The organism is Solidesulfovibrio magneticus RS-1 (assembly GCF_000010665.1).
Taxonomy (GTDB): domain Bacteria; phylum Desulfobacterota; class Desulfovibrionia; order Desulfovibrionales; family Desulfovibrionaceae; genus Solidesulfovibrio; species Solidesulfovibrio magneticus.
Genome location: NC_012796.1, coordinates 1258793 through 1276305 on the forward strand (window position 1 = coordinate 1258793; position 17513 = coordinate 1276305).

General features: G+C 66.3%; 19 protein-coding genes. 9 read left to right on the forward strand and 10 right to left on the reverse strand.

The window, feature by feature from the left end; all coding sequences use genetic code 11:
* Positions 1-94: 94 nt before the first annotated feature.
* From DMR_RS05170 to DMR_RS05190, 5 genes are all read right to left on the reverse strand, one after another.
* Positions 95-865: an ABC transporter ATP-binding protein gene (locus DMR_RS05170; RefSeq protein ID WP_015859853.1), complete on the reverse strand. Its 771-nt coding sequence runs from the start codon at positions 863-865 to the stop codon at positions 95-97.
* Complete coding sequence (locus tag DMR_RS05175) at positions 862-1827, reverse strand: branched-chain amino acid ABC transporter permease (RefSeq protein WP_015859854.1); 966 nt, start codon at positions 1825-1827, stop codon at positions 862-864. Before DMR_RS05175 ends, DMR_RS05170 begins: the two co-directional genes overlap by 4 nt.
* Positions 1824-2699, reverse strand: a complete 876-nt coding sequence (locus tag DMR_RS05180; protein WP_015859855.1) for a branched-chain amino acid ABC transporter permease — start codon at positions 2697-2699, stop codon at positions 1824-1826. Before DMR_RS05180 ends, DMR_RS05175 begins: the two co-directional genes overlap by 4 nt.
* A gap of 2 nt (positions 2700-2701) precedes the next feature.
* Complete coding sequence (locus DMR_RS05185; RefSeq protein WP_015859856.1) at positions 2702-3841, reverse strand: ABC transporter substrate-binding protein; 1140 nt, start codon at positions 3839-3841, stop codon at positions 2702-2704.
* Between the two features lie 138 nt (positions 3842-3979).
* Entirely contained in the window at positions 3980-5122 is a 1143-nt protein-coding gene (locus DMR_RS05190) for an ABC transporter substrate-binding protein (protein WP_015859857.1), read from the reverse strand.
* A 371-nt stretch (positions 5123-5493) separates the two neighbouring features.
* Between DMR_RS05190 and DMR_RS05195 the strand changes: the two genes are divergently transcribed.
* Together DMR_RS05195 and zupT are read left to right on the forward strand one after the other, a co-directional pair.
* The gene (locus tag DMR_RS05195; protein ID WP_015859858.1) at positions 5494-6030 is read left to right on the forward strand and encodes a hypothetical protein; all 537 of its coding nucleotides are present in this window, start codon (positions 5494-5496) and stop codon (positions 6028-6030) included.
* A 24-nt stretch (positions 6031-6054) separates the two neighbouring features.
* The gene (gene zupT / locus DMR_RS05200; protein WP_015859859.1) at positions 6055-6891 is read left to right on the forward strand and encodes a zinc transporter ZupT; all 837 of its coding nucleotides are present in this window, start codon (positions 6055-6057) and stop codon (positions 6889-6891) included.
* A 109-nt stretch (positions 6892-7000) separates the two neighbouring features.
* On the opposite strand, the gene DMR_RS05205 is transcribed toward zupT, so the two are convergent.
* On the reverse strand, positions 7001-7705 hold the full coding sequence (locus DMR_RS05205) for a DedA family protein (protein ID WP_015859860.1): 705 nt from the start codon (positions 7703-7705) through the stop codon (positions 7001-7003).
* 334 nt (positions 7706-8039) lie between these two features.
* Positions 8040-9959, reverse strand: a complete 1920-nt coding sequence (gene htpG / locus DMR_RS05210; protein ID WP_015859861.1) for a molecular chaperone HtpG — start codon at positions 9957-9959, stop codon at positions 8040-8042.
* A gap of 226 nt (positions 9960-10185) precedes the next feature.
* Between htpG and DMR_RS05215 the strand changes: the two genes are divergently transcribed.
* From DMR_RS05215 to DMR_RS05230, 4 genes are all read left to right on the forward strand, one after another.
* Positions 10186-10599, forward strand: a complete 414-nt coding sequence (locus tag DMR_RS05215) for an Hsp20/alpha crystallin family protein (RefSeq protein WP_015859862.1) — start codon at positions 10186-10188, stop codon at positions 10597-10599.
* Between the two features lie 33 nt (positions 10600-10632).
* Complete coding sequence (locus DMR_RS05220) at positions 10633-11001, forward strand: Hsp20/alpha crystallin family protein (RefSeq protein WP_015859863.1); 369 nt, start codon at positions 10633-10635, stop codon at positions 10999-11001.
* Positions 11002-11333: 332 nt separating this feature from the next.
* Positions 11334-11732 (forward strand): MucR family transcriptional regulator, encoded by a 399-nt coding sequence (locus tag DMR_RS05225; RefSeq protein ID WP_043600124.1) that lies wholly within the window; start codon positions 11334-11336, stop codon positions 11730-11732.
* A gap of 119 nt (positions 11733-11851) precedes the next feature.
* Positions 11852-12127 (forward strand): HU family DNA-binding protein, encoded by a 276-nt coding sequence (locus tag DMR_RS05230; RefSeq protein ID WP_006920806.1) that lies wholly within the window; start codon positions 11852-11854, stop codon positions 12125-12127.
* A gap of 233 nt (positions 12128-12360) precedes the next feature.
* Here DMR_RS05230 and DMR_RS05235 read toward each other — a convergent pair whose 3' ends face one another.
* Positions 12361-12822, reverse strand: a complete 462-nt coding sequence (locus DMR_RS05235; RefSeq protein WP_015859865.1) for a CBS domain-containing protein — start codon at positions 12820-12822, stop codon at positions 12361-12363.
* Positions 12823-12973: 151 nt separating this feature from the next.
* On the opposite strand from DMR_RS05235, the gene DMR_RS05240 reads away from it, so the two are divergent.
* Together DMR_RS05240 and DMR_RS05245 are read left to right on the forward strand one after the other, a co-directional pair.
* The gene (locus DMR_RS05240) at positions 12974-13366 is read left to right on the forward strand and encodes a cupin domain-containing protein (protein WP_015859866.1); all 393 of its coding nucleotides are present in this window, start codon (positions 12974-12976) and stop codon (positions 13364-13366) included.
* Between the two features lie 23 nt (positions 13367-13389).
* Positions 13390-14235 (forward strand): helix-turn-helix transcriptional regulator, encoded by an 846-nt coding sequence (locus DMR_RS05245; RefSeq protein ID WP_015859867.1) that lies wholly within the window; start codon positions 13390-13392, stop codon positions 14233-14235.
* Between the two features lie 70 nt (positions 14236-14305).
* On the opposite strand, the gene DMR_RS05250 is transcribed toward DMR_RS05245, so the two are convergent.
* Both DMR_RS05250 and DMR_RS05255 read right to left on the reverse strand, forming a co-directional pair.
* On the reverse strand, positions 14306-15016 hold the full coding sequence (locus DMR_RS05250) for a hypothetical protein (RefSeq protein ID WP_015859868.1): 711 nt from the start codon (positions 15014-15016) through the stop codon (positions 14306-14308).
* Positions 15013-16509, reverse strand: coding sequence for a cyclic nucleotide-binding domain-containing protein (locus DMR_RS05255; RefSeq protein ID WP_015859869.1), 1497 nt, complete (start codon positions 16507-16509; stop codon positions 15013-15015). Before DMR_RS05255 ends, DMR_RS05250 begins: the two co-directional genes overlap by 4 nt.
* Before the next feature lie 103 nt (positions 16510-16612).
* Between DMR_RS05255 and DMR_RS05260 the strand changes: the two genes are divergently transcribed.
* Entirely contained in the window at positions 16613-17452 is an 840-nt protein-coding gene (locus DMR_RS05260; RefSeq protein WP_015859870.1) for a TatD family hydrolase, read from the forward strand.
* Positions 17453-17513: the final 61 nt, after the last annotated feature.

Genomic DNA, 17513 nt, shown 5'->3' on the forward strand with positions numbered 1-17513 from the left:
GGGGATTGCCCAGGGCAGGGGGTCGTTATTCTGTCATGTCCGCGAAAACCAGTATTTTCTAAAAAAATACTATCGTATTTTTTCAGGGGCGACGCTAGTCGTCCTCGCCGAGGTAGGCCTTGATGACTTCGGGATTGGCCTGGATGGCCTCGGGCGTGCCGGCGGCCAGGGGATGGCCGAAATGGAGCACCGTCACATAGTCGCTCACACTCATGACCAGGTCCATGTCGTGCTCGACAAGGCCCACGGCCACGCCGCGGCGGTCGCGGATGGCCCGGATGAGGACGCCCAGTTCGGCGGTCTCCTTGGAATTGAGGCCAGCGGCCGGTTCGTCGAGGAGCAGAAGCTTGGGCGAGGCGGCCAGGGCCCTGGCCATTTCCAGCAACCGCTGCTTGCCGTAGGGCAGATCCCCGGCCGGGGCGTGGGCGAGGTCGGCCAGCCCGACGAACTCCAGGCAGTCCAGGGCCGCCTCGCGGCATTCCCGCTCGGCCCGGCGGAAACCGGGCGTGCGCAAAAGGCTCGCGGCCACGGAGTAGCGCGTGAGCGCATGCCGGCCGGCCATGACGTTTTCCAGCACCGACATGGAGGTGAAGACTTCCAGGTTCTGGAAGGTGCGCACCACGCCGGCCCCGGCCCGTTTGTGGGGCGGCAGGCCTGAAATGTCGGTCCCATCCAGGAGCACCGCGCCGGAGGTCAAGGGGACCATGCCGGTGATGGCGTTTAAAAGCGTGGTCTTGCCCGCGCCGTTGGGGCCGATAAGCGCGGTCACCGTGCCCGGGGCGATGGTGAAGTCGGCCTCGGTCAGGGCATGGATGCCGCCGAAACGGACGGTGGCGGCCGTAACGTCCAGCAGTGCGGCGGTCATGACGTGCCTGCCTTGCGGCGAAACCGTCTGGTCAGGCGCGACAGGCCCCCGGCCAGGCCGTCGGGCAAAAACATGATGGTGAGCACCAAAATGGCTCCGTAGACGAGGATGTCGATGTCCTCGAATTCCCGCAGCGCCTCGGGCAGGGCGGTCAAGAAGAGCGCGCCGGCAACCGATCCCCAGACGCTGGCCATGCCGCCGAGCACCACCATGACCACGAGTTGCACCGAAAAGCCGAAGCCAAACGAGGCCGGAGCGATGAAGCTCAAGTAGTGGGCGTAGAGCACGCCGGCCAGTCCGGCCAGGGCGGCGGACAGGACAAAGACGAAGCGTTTGTGGGCGGCGATGTCCACGCCCAGGCTCGCGGCCGCTTTCTCGGACACGTGCAAGGCCCGAAGCGCCCGGCCGGTGCGGGACTTCATGAGGTTGAGCGAGAGCAGCACGACAAAGGTCAGCACCACGGCCATGAGGTTGTAGTAGCTGTGGTCGGAGGTGAATTCGTAGCCGAAAAGCGCCAGACGCGGGATGCCGACATAGCCCGACGGGCCGCCGGTGGCGTCCACGGCTTCGTTGAAGACGATGGAGACGATGATGCCAAAGCCCAGGGTGGCCATGGCCAGATAGTGGCCCTTGAGCTTGAGGGTTGGCGCGGCCACCACCCAGGCCACGACGGTGGCCAGGGACACGCCGATGGCCATGCCGGCCGGGATGGGCAGGCCGAAGCGGGTGGTGGCGATGGCCGTGGCGTAGGCCCCGAGGCCATAGAAGGCGGCGTGGCCCAGGGACACCTGGCCGGCATACCCCATAAGGAGATTGAGGCCCACGGCGATGACGGCGTTGAGTGCTCCCAGGATGCAGATGCTCAGGTAGTATTCATTGGGCAGCGTGTAGGGCACGGCCAGGAGCAGCAACAGGAAAAGGGCCGCCTGGGCGGCGTTTTGGCCAAGGACGGGCAGCTTCATACGCGCTCCACGCCGGCCTTGCCGAAGAGTCCCGAAGGCTTGACGAAAAGGAGCAGCAGCAGCACCACGAAGGCGAACGCGTCCTTGTAGCCCGAGGCGATAAAGCCCGCGCCAAAGGATTCGAGCACGCCCAGCACCAGCCCGCCGGCGGCCGCGCCAAAAGGATTGCCCAGGCCGCCCAGGATGCAGGCGGCAAATCCCTTGAGGCCAAGCATCATGCCCACGTCGTAGGCGGTCATGGTGATGGGGGCCAGGATGGCCCCGGCCGTGGCCCCGATGAGTCCGCTTATGGCAAAGGAGAGGAGCGCCATGCGGGCCACGGAAATGCCGACCAGACTGGCGGCCTTTTTCTGGCAGGAGCAGGCCAGCATGGCCTTGCCCTGGATGGTGGCGGTGAAAAAGAGCTTGAGCGCCGCGAGCAGGGCCAGGGTGACGGCCAGCACCCACAGGCTCTGGGGCTGGATGGCCGCGCCCAGGGCCAGGATGGGGGCCGTGCCGCTGAAGGCCGGCAGGGCGTGGGTGTCCTTGCCAAAGGCCAGCATGGCCCCGCCGCGAAGCAAAATGGAGACGCCGATGGTGATGATGACGGCGTTAATGGCCGGCGCGCCGGCGATGGGCCGGATGGCCAGGCGCTCCATGAGGCCGCCGATGGCGGCCGTGGCCAGGCAGGCCAGCACGATGGCCAGGGGCAGGGGCAGCCCCACCCCCAGCAGACACACCGAGAGCATCCCGCCGAGCATCACGAACTCGCCCTGGGCGAAGTTGATGATGCCGGTGGTGTTGAAGATCATCGTAAAACCGAGCCCGATCAGGCCATAGGCGGCCCCCTGGGTGAGTCCGGAAACGAGGTATTGGGGCGCGCCGGCAAACATCGTTATTGACCGACAATAACCCAGTCGCCCTTGTCGATGCCGAGCATGATGAAGGCGTCGGGGCCAAGACCGGCATGGTCCTCGGGGGTGAAGCTGAAGATGCCGCCGATGCCGGGGAAGTTTTGGATCTTCTCCAGGGCGTCGCGGATGGCCTCGGGTTTGTCGGAGCCGGCGTTGGCGATGGCTTTGACGGCCAAATGCAGCGAATCGTAGCCGTGCCCGCCAAAGGTGGAGACCGGGGCCTTGAAGCGCTCGTCATAGGCCTTGGCGTAGCCCACGAGCAGGGCCTTTTCCTTGTCCGTGTCGGGCAGCTTGTCGGCGGCGGTGATCTTGCCGGCCGGCAACAGCAGGCCCTCGGCGGCCTCACCGGCCAGCTCGATGAACTTCTTGGAGGCCACGCCGTGGCTCATGTACAGCGGGGTCTTGATGCCGAGCTGGACGCGGTTTTTGGCCACCACGGCCGGTCCGGGGTTGGTGCCCCAGCAGATGACGGCGTCCGGGGCCGCGCCCTGGATCTTGGTCAGCTGGGCGGTCATGTCCGTGTCCTTGGGGCCGAAGACCTCGTCGGCCGCGAGTTCGAAGCCCTCGGCCGGGACGAGTTCTTTCAGCACCTCGCGGCCGGCCTGGCCGAAGCCGTCGGACACGGTGAGGATGGCGAGCTTTTTGTAGCCCTTGGCCTTGGCGTGGGTGAGGATGCGGGCCACGGCCAGGCGGTCGGACGGGGCGACCTTGAAAATATACGGACTCACCGGCTTGGTGATCTTCTCGGCGGCCGAGCAGGAAATGAGCGGGATTTTGGCGGCGGCGGCCTTGCCCATGACGGCGAGCGAATTGCCCGAGGTCGTGGGGCCGAGGATGGCGGCCACATTTTCCTTCTTGATCAGGCGATCCACGGCCAAAACGGCCTTATTGACGTCGGTCTCGTCGTCGAGGATGACCACTTCCACCGGCCGGCCGAGCACGCCGCCGGCGGCGTTGATCTTGTCGACTTCCATGAGGATGGTGTTCTTCTCGGGTTCGCCCAGAAACGACGCCGGCCCGGTGACGGACAGCACCGCGCCCAGGCGCACGGGTTCGGCGGCAAAGGCGCAGGTCGCGGCGCACAGGGCGCATAGGGCGGTGAGGATCGCTTTGACTCGCATGGTTCGCTCCTTCAAGCGCGCTGCCGCGCCGCAGGGAATTCCCTACGGCGCGGCGGCGTCGGCTGTGTCGATTCGCGTTCCGTCCTTGTAGACGGAATCGGGCGGGAAGGAAACCGGGAAAGCCTGCTGTATGACGGTCTAGTCGGCCAGCAGCTTGAAATCGCCGCCGGCGATGGTGACCATGACAAAGGCGGTTTCGTCAAGGCCGTTGTGGTCCTCGGGCGAGAAGCGGAACACGCCCGTGATGCCGGGGAAGCCGTTGATCTTTTCCAGGGCGGCCCGGATGCCGGCCGGGCTGGCGTCGCCGCCGGCCTTGATGGCTTCGGCCACGAGCATGAGGCCGTCGTAGGCGTAGCCGCCAAAGGCCGAAGCCGGAGTCTTGAAACGGTCCTCGTAGGCCTTGGCGTAGGCGGCCAGGGGCGCTTTTTGGGGATCGCCGTCGGGCAGCTGGCCGGCCACGGTGAGCTTGCCGGCCGGCAAGAGCAGGCCCTCGGCCGCGTCGCCGGCCAGTTCGATGAATTTCTTGGAGGCCACGCCGTGGCTCATGTACAGCGGGGTGGTGATGCCGAGCTGGACGCGGTTTTTGGCCACCACGGCCGGGCCGGGGTTGGTGCCCCAGCAGATGACGGCGTCGGGGCTGGTGCCCTTGAGCTTGGTCAGCTGGGCGGTCATGTCCGTGTCCTTGGGGCCGTAGACCTCGTCGCCGACCAGTTCGAAGCCGCCGGCCGGGAGCAGTTCCTTGAGCACCTCGCGCCCGGCCTGGCCGTAGCCGTCGGACACGGTGAGGACGGCGAGCTTCTTGTAGCCCTGCTTCTTGGCGTGGGCCAGGATGCGGGCCACGGCCAGCCGGTCGGACTGGGCGGTCTTGAAGACGAACGGGTTGACCGGCTTGACGATCTTTTCGGCGGCGGCCATGGACACCATGGGCACCTTGGCGGCCTCGACCTTGGGGGCCACGGCCAGGGAGTTGCCGGAAACCGTGGGGCCGACCACGGCCACGACGTTTTCCTTTTTGAGCAGCCTGTCCACGGCCAGCACGCCCTTGTTCACGTCGGTCTCGTCGTCGAGGATGATGACTTCCACCGGCCGGCCGAGCAGACCGCCGGCGGCGTTAATGGCGTCGGCCTGCATCTGCAGGGTGTTTTTCTCGGGTTCGCCCAAAAACGAGGCCGGGCCGGTGGCGGAGACCACCGCGCCGATGCGGATGGGGTCGGCGGCCTGGGCCGGCAGGGCGACAGACAGGACGGCAAGAAGCAAAAGCGTCAAGGATGCAAGGCGCATGGAACCTCCAGGCTGCTATGGGGCAACGAATCTTCGGCTATTGGGTCACTTCCATACCGGCGAGGCGGGTTTTTGGCAATTACGTCATAATAACTATTTTTATTTTTAACTTTTTGTTCGGCCGAAGAAGATGCAGTCGCGAATCATTGCGGGGGCGTTTGCGTCGCTTATCGGTGTGGTTCGGGCGATTTTCGTGCGCCAAATCCGCAAAAACGTCGTTTTGAGGTCTCAACACGGAGCATCATGCGGCAATAAGTCGGGAAAGCCGGTTCGGTGGTGGGGCCGCTTCGGAACCGGGCGGCTTGCTTCGGCAGTCGCGCCTTTGTATGGGATGGGCAAGAACGTGAAATGTCGAACTCAAGGAGTGCGCCATGCCCGCCCTTTGTCGCGCCGCTGTTGCGGCATTTTGCCTGCTGATCCTGTCCGCCTCCCTGGCCCTGGCCCAGGCGTCCGGCCCCGCGCCCGGCCCATCTTCCGCCCAGGACGCCAAGCCCAAACCGGCCCCGGCCCAGGCCGCGCCGGCCCCGGAGCCGGCCGCCAAAAAGGGCGACGAGGCGGCGGTCAAAAAAACGCCCGTGGCCGTGGACCACGACGACGCCGATCCGGTGGGGGCGCGCCTGGCCTACCGCATCAAGGAACTGCTGGGCCGTTCCTCCCTCATGACGCCCACCAACAAGGACGAAAAAAAGCTGGTCATCGTGCTGAAAACCAAGGAGGAGTTCCCGGGCCGGCCCAATCTGTGCTCCATCTATTCGGTCTCGTGGCTCTTTTCCTCCCGGGAGGGGGCGCTCAAGTACTTCCTGGCCGCCGAAGCCGGCATCGTGGACGCTTCCGGCGTGGACCAGACGGCCGAAGCGCTGCTGGGCCGCACCGACAAGCTGGCCTCCACCTACGGCTACCTCTTCTAACGGCACGCCAAGGACCGACACCCCATGGACATCACCGCCTCAGCCGTCTGGTACGCCTTCGGCCTGACCCTTTTCGCCGGTCTGGCCACGGGATTGGGTTCGGCCCTGGCCTTCGTGGCACGGCAGACCAACACCAAGTTTCTGTCCATCGTGCTCGGGTTTTCCGCCGGGGTGATGGTCTACGTGTCTTTTGTGGAGATCTTCGCCGAGGCCCGCCATTCCCTGGTCGCGGCCCTGGGCGAGGCCGGCGGTTCCTGGGCGGCGGCGGCCGCCTTTTTCGGCGGCATCGCCTTTATCGCCATCATCGACAAGTTCGTGCCGGACTACGAAAACCCCCACGAAATGCACTTCATCGAGGAGATGGACGCCGGCGAGGCCAGGCTTCCCAAAAACGAGGCCCACGACTTCGCCAAGCTGCGCCGCACCGGCATCTTCGCCGCCCTGGCCATCGCCATCCACAATTTTCCCGAAGGCCTGGCCACCTTCACCGCCGCCCTGGCCGATCCCAAGCTCGGACTGGCCATCGCCGTGGCCATCGCCATCCACAACATCCCCGAAGGCATCGCCGTTTCCATCCCGCTCTACTACGCCACTGGCAACCGCAAAAAAGCCTTTGCCTATTCCTTCCTGTCCGGCCTGTCCGAACCGGTGGGGGCGCTGGTCGGCTACCTGCTCCTGCTGCCCTTTTTCACCCCCGCCACCTTCGGCATTCTCATGGCCGCCGTGGCCGGCATCATGGTGTTCATCTCCCTGGACCAGCTGCTGCCGGCGGCCGAGGAATACGGCGAACACCACCACAGCATCTTCGGCCTCGTCGCCGGCATGGCCGTCATGGCCTTGTCGTTGCTGCTATTTTTGTGAGGGGAGGGGAGGGCAGAGGGGCAGAGGGGCAGAGGGACAGAGGGAAAAAGAAGAGGCCTCCGGCGGCCGGGGGGCTAAGCCCCCCGGACCCCCTGCATGGAGAAAGGTTTTACGGGGTTTTGGGGCTGGATTGGTTCTCTGGCCGGCAGCGCCGGTCCAGCAGATGCATAAGCAATTGGCGTGCTGCGGCGATGAGCAAGGGAAAAAGCGCCGCCGCCACCACCACCGCGCCGAAATGGCGGGCGAACCAGGGGATGCCGCCAAGGCCGTAACCGCCGCCGACGAACACCGCCGCCCAGATCACTTTGCCCAAAGCATTGAGCCCGATGAATCGGCCCCAGCCCATCCCGGCCATGGCCACGGCCATGGGAAAGGCCGCCCGCAGGATGGGCACGAACCGCGACAGCAACACCGTGGCCGCGCCGTGCCGGGCAAAGGCCCTGCGGGCCGCTTCCAGCTGCTGCGGCGGCAACAGGCGTTTGCGAAGCGTCCCGGCGAGTCCCCCGCCGGCTCCCCGGGCGGCTCCTCGGCGCAAGGCCCGGCCGATGGCGAAGTTGGTCATGTCGCCCAGGGTCGCGGCGGCGTAGCAGCCCAGGGCCACCGGCCAGACGTCAAGCGTCCCCCGCGCGGCCAGGGCGGCGGCCGTGAAAACCAGCGTCCCTCCCGGCAAAAACACCGTCACCACAAAGGCCGTCTCGGCGTAGATGGTCAGGCAGATCAGGGCGTAGACAAGGTCGCCGTGGTCGGCCACGGCCTGGATCAGGGCGGCGTCGAGGCCGGCGAGCAGGGCCAAGAGGGCGGACAGCGTTTCCATGGCCGTGGAAGTACGGTTTCAGGGACGGCGCGTCCAGCGGGGACGGCCGGAATTTGGCAGAGACGGTGCGTCCAGCCGGGGGACACGGCGGCAGCGGCCCGGCCTTCGGTCGACGTCTTGGCGCGCTGGGCCGGCGAGCGCCGTTCGCAAGAGGTGTTCGGGGTTCGGCGGCATCCTGGGGCGCATGGCGCAGCGGGCGGGCCGTGGGGAGGCGACGCCCCTGCCCGGGAGGTTGGCCGCCATCTCCCCCGGCGCGCGGGACCTTGTGCCGCACAAACAAAACGGGCCGGGAATCGATTCCCGGCCCGTTTGCGTGGCGTAGGCGAGTGCCCGCCTATTTGGCGTGCAGGGCGCTGGCGTCGGCCAGGAGGTCGTTTATGCGGGCCACCATCTGGTGCGGGTCGGACAGGTAGCCGTCCAGCAGCAGGGCCGAGTCGTAGAGCTGCTCCACGGCCTTGCCGATGAAGGGATCGGCGGCGTCGCGGCGGTAGATGGAAAGCAGGTTGCGGATCAGCGCATGGTCGCGGTTGAGTTCCAGGGCCTTTTTCGGGGGAGTCGCGTCCTTGCTCATGAGCCGGATGATCTTCTGCATGCTCGAGGTCATGTGTTCGTCGGGCGAGACCAGACACGACGGGCTCTGGGTCAGGCGCGTGGACAGGCGCACGTCGGTGACGCGCTCGCCGAGCAGATCCTTGATGGCCTTCAGGAAATCGTCCAGGGAGCCGGACTCTTCCGGGGTCAGTTCCGGGGCCTTGTTCTCGACCGGCTGGCCCTCGAAAGGTTCCAGCTCGGCGGCGTCGGCCAGTTCCGCCGACTTGAGCTTCAGGTCCTTGAACGTGCCGATGGAATCCATGATGAATTCGTCGATGGGCTCGTAGAGGTAGAGCACTTCCAGGCCCTTGGCCCGGAAGACTTCCAGGTGCGGATTGAGGTCGAGCGCCGCCCGGGACGGGCCGGACAGATAATAGATGGCTTTCTGGCCGTCCCTGGCCCGGGTCACGTAATCGGCCAGGGAGGTGAGCCGGACCTTTTCGGCCTCGTCGTCGTCGCCGTCCTGGGCCGCCAGCGCCGAGGAGTCGAAGCGCACCAGCTCGGCAAAGGCCTCGCGGTGGGCGTAGTCGCCGTAGCCGAGCTTGAAGCCTTGGCCGTGGGCGGCGAAAAAGGCGTTGTACTTTTCGGGGTCTTCCTTGGCCATGGCCTTGAGCTTGTCGAGAATCTGCTTGACCAGCACGGACTGGATCTTGCGCAGGACCACGTTTTCCTGAAGCGTCTCGCGGGAGATGTTCAGCGGCAGGTCCTCGGTGTCCACCACGCCGCGCACGAACCCCAGGAATTCCGGGATGAGTTCCTTGGTTTCCTTGGAGATGAGCACCCGGCGCACGTACAGGTCCAGCCCGTGGTGGAGCTGATCACGCATGGGCATGGGACCCATGCCGTGCTTGGGGATGAAAAGCAAAGCCGTGAACTGCACCGGCGCGTCCACGCTGACGTGGATGGTGGCCAGCGGCTCGTCGGAATCGTAGGTCAGGAACTGGTAGAATTCCTTGTACTGTTCCGGGGTCACCGAGAACTTGGACTCGCGCCACAGGGCCGGGATGGTGTTGGTCTTTTCGCCGTCAAGGAGGATCGGGAAGGAGATGAAGTTGGAGTGCTTGCGCAACACCGACTTGATGCGCTCGGGGTCGGCGTATTCCTTGGCCTCCTCCTTGAGGGTGATCTCGATCACCGTGCCGCGCGAAACCTCGCCGTCCACGTCCTCGATGGTGAAGCTGCCCGAGCCGTCGGAAGTCCAGCGGGCCGGGGCGGCCTGCGGAGCGGCCGAGCGGGAGGTGACCTCCACCTGGTCGGCCACCATGAACACGGAATAAAAGCCCACGCCGAACCGGCCGATCAGGTTGGAGGCGGCGTCCTTGTTTTCGGACACCGACTTCATGAAAGCCTCGGTGCCGGATTTGGCGATGGTGCCGAGGTGGTCCACGAGTTCGTCGCGGGTCATGCCGCAGCCGGTGTCGGCGATGGTCAGGCGGCCGGCGTCCTTGTCGGCGGTGATGCGGATTTCGAGCGCTTCGTCGGGATCGACGACAGCCGTGCCCCGGCTTTGTTCGAAGCGCAGCTTGTCCAGGGCGTCGGAGGCGTTGGACACCAGTTCGCGCAAAAAGATCTCGCGATTGGTGTAGATGGAGTGGGTGATGATATCGAGGAGCTTGCGGATCTCGGCGCGAAATTCATGGGTTTCGCCGTGCGTGGCGGACATGGGCGGTCTCCTTTCTCCGTGATGTCGTGGGAAGCGTCAAAAGCGGCCGGCTCCGACTGTTCGAGCGGAGCCGAGCGCTGTCGCATCCTCGGGAAATCTGTCGGGAAAACAGATAAGCCGGCCGGCCGGACTGTCAAGGCCGCAAGTGTTGTCCGCCAGCCATTGACAGTGCTGACCATTGGCTTATTTTTCGCTCAGAAGTGTCCAAATGTCAGGAGGAGCACCCATGGTCATTGATTTAAGCCCTTTTTATGGCGCAACGACCCCGTTTGACCGGCTTTTCGAGACGCTTTGGCCTTCCATGGCCATCAGTCAGCGCGGCACGGCCTATCCGCCCGTCAATATCGGCGAGGACGACGAGAACCTCTACGTCCGGTGCGAGATTCCGGGCATGGCCATTGCCGACCTTGACCTGACGCTGACCGACTCCAGTCTGGTCATCAAGGGCGAGCGCAAGGCGGAACGCGGCAAGTATTACCGGCAGGAGCGCCCGACCGGCGTGTTCCAGCGAGTGGTCAACATTTCGGGCGGGGTCAGTCGCGACAAGGTCACGGCCACCATGCGCGACGGCCTGCTCGAAGTCGTGCTGCCCAAGTCGGACGAGAGCAAGCCCAAAAAGATCAGCATCGTGACGGTCTAACCCCGGGAATCCCCGGCAAAGGAGGACGAAGCCATGGCCGATACCGTTGCCAAGGCCGAAGAACGCCGGCTGCCCAGGGTCAAGCCGGCCACGGACATCATCGAAAAGGAAGACGGCTTCTACATCTATCTGGACATGCCCGGCGTGTCCAAGGAACACCTCGTCATCGATCTCAACGAGGATGAGCTCAAGGTTTCGGGCAAGGCCGAATACGCCCTGGCCGAGGGGCAGAAGCTTGGCCACGTGGAGTTCGGCGGCGGCGAATACTTCCGCAGCTTCACCATATCGCACATCGTGGACAAGGAACGCATCAAGGCGTCGCTACGAGACGGGGTGCTGGAACTGCACCTGCCCCGCCAGGAAAAGGCCCAGCCCCGCAAGATCGAGATTCAAGCCGGCTGATCGGCAGACCGGCCGGATGGCCGGACGCAGGGCGAACAAGCCGGGGCGCGCAGGCGTCCCGGCTTTTTTGCGTTTCGTGCGGCCTTGAGAAGAAGGAGCCGCAGGGGCGGGTCGGAAGCGCCTTGGAGCGGACTCGTTGCATGGAAAACAGGGATTTGGCAGAAGATAGGTGTATTTCAAAAATGTAATAGACCGTAGAACAAGGCCTAGAAGAAGGTTTTCAGGGGGGTTGGTAATGCTTCAAAATGGAAATAATCGTCATTTCCGTTGACAGGGCGAAGTAACTCTATGCAATGTCTGGCGTCATGCCGATTTCACTACAAGGAGAGACCATGGAAGACCATGTCAAGAGCGCTCTGGAGATCGTCAAAGCCCAGGCGTCGGTGCGCAGCATGACCGATGAGGAGATTTCCTCCATGGTGCGCCGGTTGGCCGCCGGCATCCTCGAAATCAGCCTCGGCCTGTGTCCCCAGGACGACGAGGACGCCGTGGAGATGGAGCCCAAGAAGGCGGTCAAGGAGAAATCCATCACCTGCCTGGAGTGCGGCAAATCCTTCAAGGTGATCACCCGCAAGCATCTGGCCACCCACGGACTGACCCCCGAGGAGTACAAGGCCAAGCACGGCTACAAGAAGACCATGCCCTTGGTGTGCAAGGGCTTGCAGCGGGAACGCCGCAAAAAGATGAAGGATATGCGCCTGTGGGAGAAGAAGGTGAAAACAGTGGCCTAAGGCGGGCGATTTCGCTATAGGAAGGTACCATTTCGGGAAATGGCCGCGGGGTTTTCGCGGGCGGCTCGCCGCCCCTGGGAAAACCGGGCGGTTCCCAACGATAAGGAGATCGCACGCACATGGCTAAAACAGACATCATCGCCAAGATCCAGGCCAATGCTGGCATTGCCACCAAGGCCGAGGCCGGCAAGGTCCTCGACGCCGTTCTGGGCGCCATCCAAGAGTCCCTGGTCGGCGGCGAGGCCCTGACCCTGACGGGTTTTGGCACCTTCAAGGTGTCGGAGCGGGCGGCGCGCACCGGGCGTGACCCCCGTACCGGCAACCCCATCGATATTCCCGCTTCCAAGGCCGTGCGCTTCACCCCGGGCAAGACCCTCAAGGACGCCGTGAAGTAGTTTGGCGAACCGGCGTTACGAGCGCCGGCCTTGCCACCCGTCCGCGCCATGCAGGCGACGGATTCGGAACAGGCAATTCTTTAGGCCCCTGCCCGGTTTTCGGGCGGGGGCCTGTTTTTTGGCCGGACCTCGTGTCGTGTCCGCCGAAAGCGCCTGGGGCGCTTTTGGGGCCAGGGACTAACGGCATGAAGGGGTCTTCAACATTACGCGCGTATTGATGAAGGGACGCGGCACTAGAGATTTTTCACCAGGAATTGCAAAATCATGCGCCGGCTGATCTCCCCCACCAGCACCCCGTTGGGATCAATGACCGGCACGGCCGGAATGCCGCGCTCCACAATGAGCTCCCCGGCCATGACGAAGAGATCCTCGGGATGGGCAAAGGGATAGTCGGCGTCCATGAGTTCGCCCACCGGCGTGTCCGAACTGGCGGCCATGTTGCGGCGCAGGGCGTCCAGGAGCGCCTCCCGACCGTCGAGATGCCCGGCCCTGGCCTGGGACGCCACCTCGGGCGAGACGATAAGGGAGAGAAACCTGTGGATGGTCACCACCCCAAGCAACCGGTCGCAGTGGTCCACCACATACGTGTTGCGAAAGGTGTTGTTCATGCCGCCGTACCAGATGAGCACGTGCCCGACCGGCGCTTCGGGCCGCACCTTGATGACCGTGGTGCGCATGATGTCGGCGATCTGCATGGAAGCCTCGGGCGTGGATTGTGAAAAAAAGTACTTAAGTCTTACCAGCCCGAACCCGGCCCGTAAAGGGATCGCTTGGCCTTTAGGGCAGGATCGTCCAAGATGGTTGCGGGGTTTTCCGGCATCACCCGAAAAAACGGAGTGAACCGCCATGCAAGACACTGTCGCTTTCGTCCTGACCGAGGGCCGCGCCATCCACACCCTGACTGATGTCCGCGACGCCGAAGCGTTGCCCTGGCAGGACCATCCGGCCTTTGCCGGCGTGCGCCTGCGCCATCTGGTCACCGCCGCCGACACCGAAGGCCAGCTCAGTTGCCACATCGTGCGCCTGGCCCCCGGGGCCAGCCTGGCCGGCCACGTCCACGACGGGCAATGGGAGCTCCACGAGGTCGTCTGCGGATCGGGCACGGCCGCATTGGCCGGCCGGCAAACCGACTACGCCCCCGGCGTCACGGCCGTCATCCCCCGGGGCACGCCCCACGCCGTCACGGCCGGCGACCAGGGCCTGTGCTTGCTTGCCAAGTTTTTCCCGGCCTTGCTGTAACGCGAGTTTGCACGGAACCGGCCATGTCCCAAACGTCCCGACTCGACGTGCTCCGCCATCCTGGCTTGCCGGGTCTGAGCGTCGTTCAGGGCCGGGACGTGGCCGCCGACATCGCGCCCCATGCCCACGGCGCGGTGGTGGTCGGGCTGATCCTGGACGGCGGTCGGGAACTGTCTTGCGGCGGCGGGCGCGCGCGCATCGAGGCCGGGGAGGGCTTTATCGTGCCCGACGGCGTGCGCCACAGCTGCGCGCCTCTGGCCCGACGCGGCCAAAGCTACGTCGCCGTGGCCGTGGCCCCGCAACTGCTGGCCGAGGTCGGCCGGGCTGACGACGCGCCCGAGGACTGGGTGCGGCCCTGGCGCAACGCCGAAGCTTCGGCCTGGCTTCTGAAATTGGCCGAAGCCCTGGCGGAAGACGCCGACGCGGCCTTGGAGGCCCTTTGCGCCCTGGCCCATGGCCTGCGCCTGCGCCCCGGTCCGGGCCGGCCCAGCCATCCGGCCGTGGCCGTGGCCCGGGCGGCCATCGAGGCCGATCCCGCAGCACCCCACGATCTGGCCTCCCTGGCCGCCCTGGCCGGAGTCGGACCGACCTACCTGCAGCGGCTTTTCGTGCGCGAAACCGGCATGGCCGTGGGCCAATATCTGCTCGCCCGACGGGTGGCCCACGGAGCCGGGCAGGCCGCCGCTGGCGAGGGGCTGGCCCAGGCCGCCCTAAGCGCCGGTTTTTGCGACCAAAGCCACTTCACCCGCCAATGCAAACGTCGCCTGGGCGTGCCGCCCGGGGCGTATCGTGAGTGGAATGGGGGTGAGGGGAGAGATGAGGGAAGGAGAGAGAAAGAGGAAGATGCCTTGCGGCGGCTGGGGGCCTGAGGCCCCCAGACCCCCCGAATGAAAAACAGTTTTAAGGGGATTGCGGTTGCGGGGTGAGGGTAGGGCGTGCTTACGGGGCCGGCTTGGCGGCCACGGGAGCGGCGGCCGGGTCGCACCAGGCGCTGCTGCGGGCGTCGATGAGGCTCGACAGCGGCAGCAACAGCACGAAGACCAGCGCCAGCACCGACAGCCAGGTTTCCAGGGAACGCTTGCCGTGAGGCGCAGCCGAGGCGCAGATGATGCCCACAGCGGCGCAGCCGATGCCGACGTCGAGGCAGGCGTTTAAGGGCGACAGCTTGGGCACGGCAATAAGCGGCACGAAAAGCGCCCCGGCCACGGTTCCGCCGGCCACAGCCCGCAGGAGTCGGCCCGGCGAGACCCCTGCTTCCCTTCCGGCGGCCTGGGCCACGGCCAGCCCCGCGCCGACGACCAGCCCCGTCAGCCCCGCAGCCAGCCCCAGACCGGCCAGGCCGCCGGCCAGGAATGTCGTCAGCCGTTCGGCCAAAAGCGCCGTCGGCAGGCACACGGCCATGGCCCCCATGGCCGGAGCCGTCAGCGAGGCCGGATGGTGGCTGGAAAAGAGCGGCCGGACAAGGCGCGCGCCAAGGGCCGCCAGGATGAGCAAGGTTGCGGCGGCGACGGCGGCGACGGCGGCGACGGCAGCCAGGGGCGCGGCGGCCAGGGCTTCGCGGCCGACAAGCATGACAAGGGCCGCGCCGGCAAAGGCCAGGGCGGCGGCGGCAGCCAGGGGGCGGCCGTGGACGGGACGGACTTCGGTCATGTGAAAAGACTCCTGAACCGGGCGAAGAGGCTGAGGGCCTCGGCCTGGGCATCGGGTTTGGAAGCGGCGTGGTTGGCGGCGGCTCGGGCTTCGAAAATGGCCCGCACCCGCTCGACCACGGCCGGATGGCGCGAGAGGACCAGCCGGAAACCTTCGCGGTCAACTACCAGGCATTCGGTGGGTTCCACGGCGCGCACGTCGGCCTGCCTGGGTTCACCGGTCAAAAGGGCCATCTCGCCGACGATCTGGCCGGCCCCCAGTCGGGCCACCTCCCGGTCGCCCACGGTCACGGCCGTAAGGCCTGACAGGATGACATTCATGGTGCTGCCGGTCTCGCCCTTGGCCATGATCACCTGCCCCGGGGCGAAGGTCCGCCGGGTCGAAGCCCGCACCAGCAGATCAAGGTCGGCCTCGCCCAGGCCGGCCAGAAGCGCCACCTCGGCCAGGGAGGCGAGCTGCTCGGGCGTGGCCCCGGCCTGGGCCGATTCCTCGGCCATGACGATGCGCCGGCCGGGCGGAGGCAGGCTCACGCCCTGCTCCATGAACTGGTACCAGATGGCCGCCAGCACGGCGTCGGCCACGGCCATGCGGTTGTTGAAAGCGGCGATGTAATAGACGGCGGCATAGACGATGCGGTCGCCCTGGATGTCCAGGAGGCGCGCCGCCGGGGCCGGATCGGCCAGCACCCCCTCGGCCCGGCGCAGGGCGGCCAGGATGGCCGAGCGCACGGCCACGGGCGGCGCATGGACCGGCGCCGGCACGTTGACGATCTGGCGCAGGTGGGAGGCCGGCCGGTCGTAGTTGACCAGCCGTTCCTTGGCTACGAGGTTGTTGGGGAGAAGCACGGCGTTGGCCTCGATGGTCACCACTTTGGTGTAGCGCCAGGTGACTTCCGTCACCTGCCCCTCCACGTCGCCCACCTTGATCCAGTCCCCTTCGCTGAAGGGTTTTTCGATCTGCAGCAGCAAGCCCGAAAACAGGCTGCCGATGGTGTCCTGCATGGACAGGCCGATGACGGCGGTGAGGATGGCCGAGGAGGTTAAGAGCGGCCCGAGCTGGATGTCCAGGATGTCGCGCAGCCCCCAGCCGGCCAGCACGGCCAGGATGAGGAATTTGCTCAGGTCCTGGAGGATATGGCGCGTGGGCCGCACGTCGCCCCGGCTCGGGGAGAACTTCTGGAAAAAGAAATCCACGGCGTAGCGGGCCACCATCCACAGGGCGACCAGGCTGGCCAGGGACACGGCCTTGTCCCCGGCGGCGGCGTCGGCCGGCGGCAGGGTGGCGGCCAGACCCCAGACAAGCCCCAGGCCGCACAGCCACTTGACGAGGCCCCCCAAGGGACGGCTAATGGCCCCCCGACGGGCGAGCAGCGACAGGGCCAGGGACACGGCCGCGAAAATCGCCAGCCCAAGGGCGACCCGCGCCCCCACGTCCACGGCGGACGCGGACAAGCCGGTGGCACTGCTGATGAAGGCAAGGGGTCCCTGGATCAAGGGCGGGGCTCCTGTGGCGTTTTCGTTACGGCAAGGCGGTACCGTCCTACTTGGCCGGCCGGGCGGCGTCAACGCGCCGACTTTTTTCAAGGAGTATAGAGCCATGGCAAAAAGGAAAACCGAGCGGCCGGACCCGTCGAGCCTGGGGCTGCCGCGTGTCGGCGTGGACAGCCACGCCCATCTCGACGGCGCGGGCGAGGATCGGGCCATGGCCACGCCCGAGGCCATAGGGGCCGTGCTCGACCGGGCGGCGGCGGCCGGTGTGGCCCAAGTCGGCCACGTGTTCCTGGGGCCGGCCGCCCACGCCGCCGGGCGGGAGCTTTTTGCCGGAAGGGATGAGGTCTTTTTCCTGCTCGGCATCCATCCCTGCGACGCGGCCAAGGCCGCGCCCGGGGACGTGGCCGCCATGGAAGCGGCCTTTGGGGCCGATGCGGGCCTGAGGGCCGTGGGCGAGATCGGCCTGGACTACTACTGGGACGCCGGCACGGCCGAGGTCCAAAAGGCGCTTTTTCGCGACCAGCTGGCCCTGGCCCGGCAGCTCGACCTGCCCGTGGCCGTCCACAGCCGCGACGCCGCCGCCGACACCCTGGCCATCCTCGACGACCTGGGCTTTGCCGGCCGGCCGCTGGTCTGGCACTGCTTCGGCGGCGACGCCGCCCTGGCCGCCGAGATCGCGCGGCGCGGCTTTCATCTCTCCGTGCCCGGGCCGGTGACCTACGCCAAGAACACGGCCCTGGCCGAGGCCGTGGCCGGCTGCGACCCCTCGCGGCTTTTGCTCGAAACCGACGCCCCCTATCTCGCTCCCGAGCCCTGGCGCGGCAAGCGCAACGAACCGGCCCTGCTCGCCTTCACGGCCGTGCGCGTGGCCGGGCTGCTCGGCCTGGACCCGGCCGAACTGTGGCGGCGGACCGGCGACAACGCCCGGGCGTTTTTCCGGCTCTAGCCGCACCCCCGAAAATACCGCATTATCGCCTGTAGCCCCGGAAACGTCAGCGGCCTGTTTT

Excerpts from the sequence above, each read along its gene's own strand:
- DMR_RS05170 (WP_015859853.1), bottom strand. The coding sequence starts at position 865 with ATGACCGCCGCACTGCTGGACGTTACGGCCGCCACCGTCCGTTTCGGC.
- DMR_RS05235 (WP_015859865.1), bottom strand. The coding sequence starts at position 12,822 with ATGCAGATCGCCGACATCATGCGCACCACGGTCATCAAGGTGCGGCCC.
- DMR_RS05240 (WP_015859866.1), top strand. The coding sequence starts at position 12,974 with ATGCAAGACACTGTCGCTTTCGTCCTGACCGAGGGCCGCGCCATCCAC.
- DMR_RS05180 (WP_015859855.1), bottom strand. The coding sequence starts at position 2,699 with ATGTTTGCCGGCGCGCCCCAATACCTCGTTTCCGGACTCACCCAGGGG.
- zupT (WP_015859859.1), top strand. The coding sequence starts at position 6,055 with ATGGACATCACCGCCTCAGCCGTCTGGTACGCCTTCGGCCTGACCCTT.
- DMR_RS05190 (WP_015859857.1), bottom strand. The coding sequence starts at position 5,122 with ATGCGCCTTGCATCCTTGACGCTTTTGCTTCTTGCCGTCCTGTCTGTC.
- DMR_RS05245 (WP_015859867.1), top strand. The coding sequence starts at position 13,390 with ATGTCCCAAACGTCCCGACTCGACGTGCTCCGCCATCCTGGCTTGCCG.
- DMR_RS05205 (WP_015859860.1), bottom strand. The coding sequence starts at position 7,705 with ATGGAAACGCTGTCCGCCCTCTTGGCCCTGCTCGCCGGCCTCGACGCC.
- DMR_RS05195 (WP_015859858.1), top strand. The coding sequence starts at position 5,494 with ATGCCCGCCCTTTGTCGCGCCGCTGTTGCGGCATTTTGCCTGCTGATC.
- DMR_RS05225 (WP_043600124.1), top strand. The coding sequence starts at position 11,334 with ATGGAAGACCATGTCAAGAGCGCTCTGGAGATCGTCAAAGCCCAGGCG.
- DMR_RS05260 (WP_015859870.1), top strand. The coding sequence starts at position 16,613 with ATGGCAAAAAGGAAAACCGAGCGGCCGGACCCGTCGAGCCTGGGGCTG.
- htpG (WP_015859861.1), bottom strand. The coding sequence starts at position 9,959 with ATGTCCGCCACGCACGGCGAAACCCATGAATTTCGCGCCGAGATCCGC.
- DMR_RS05220 (WP_015859863.1), top strand. The coding sequence starts at position 10,633 with ATGGCCGATACCGTTGCCAAGGCCGAAGAACGCCGGCTGCCCAGGGTC.
- DMR_RS05175 (WP_015859854.1), bottom strand. The coding sequence starts at position 1,827 with ATGAAGCTGCCCGTCCTTGGCCAAAACGCCGCCCAGGCGGCCCTTTTC.
- DMR_RS05250 (WP_015859868.1), bottom strand. The coding sequence starts at position 15,016 with ATGACCGAAGTCCGTCCCGTCCACGGCCGCCCCCTGGCTGCCGCCGCC.
- DMR_RS05185 (WP_015859856.1), bottom strand. The coding sequence starts at position 3,841 with ATGCGAGTCAAAGCGATCCTCACCGCCCTATGCGCCCTGTGCGCCGCG.
- DMR_RS05230 (WP_006920806.1), top strand. The coding sequence starts at position 11,852 with ATGGCTAAAACAGACATCATCGCCAAGATCCAGGCCAATGCTGGCATT.
- DMR_RS05215 (WP_015859862.1), top strand. The coding sequence starts at position 10,186 with ATGGTCATTGATTTAAGCCCTTTTTATGGCGCAACGACCCCGTTTGAC.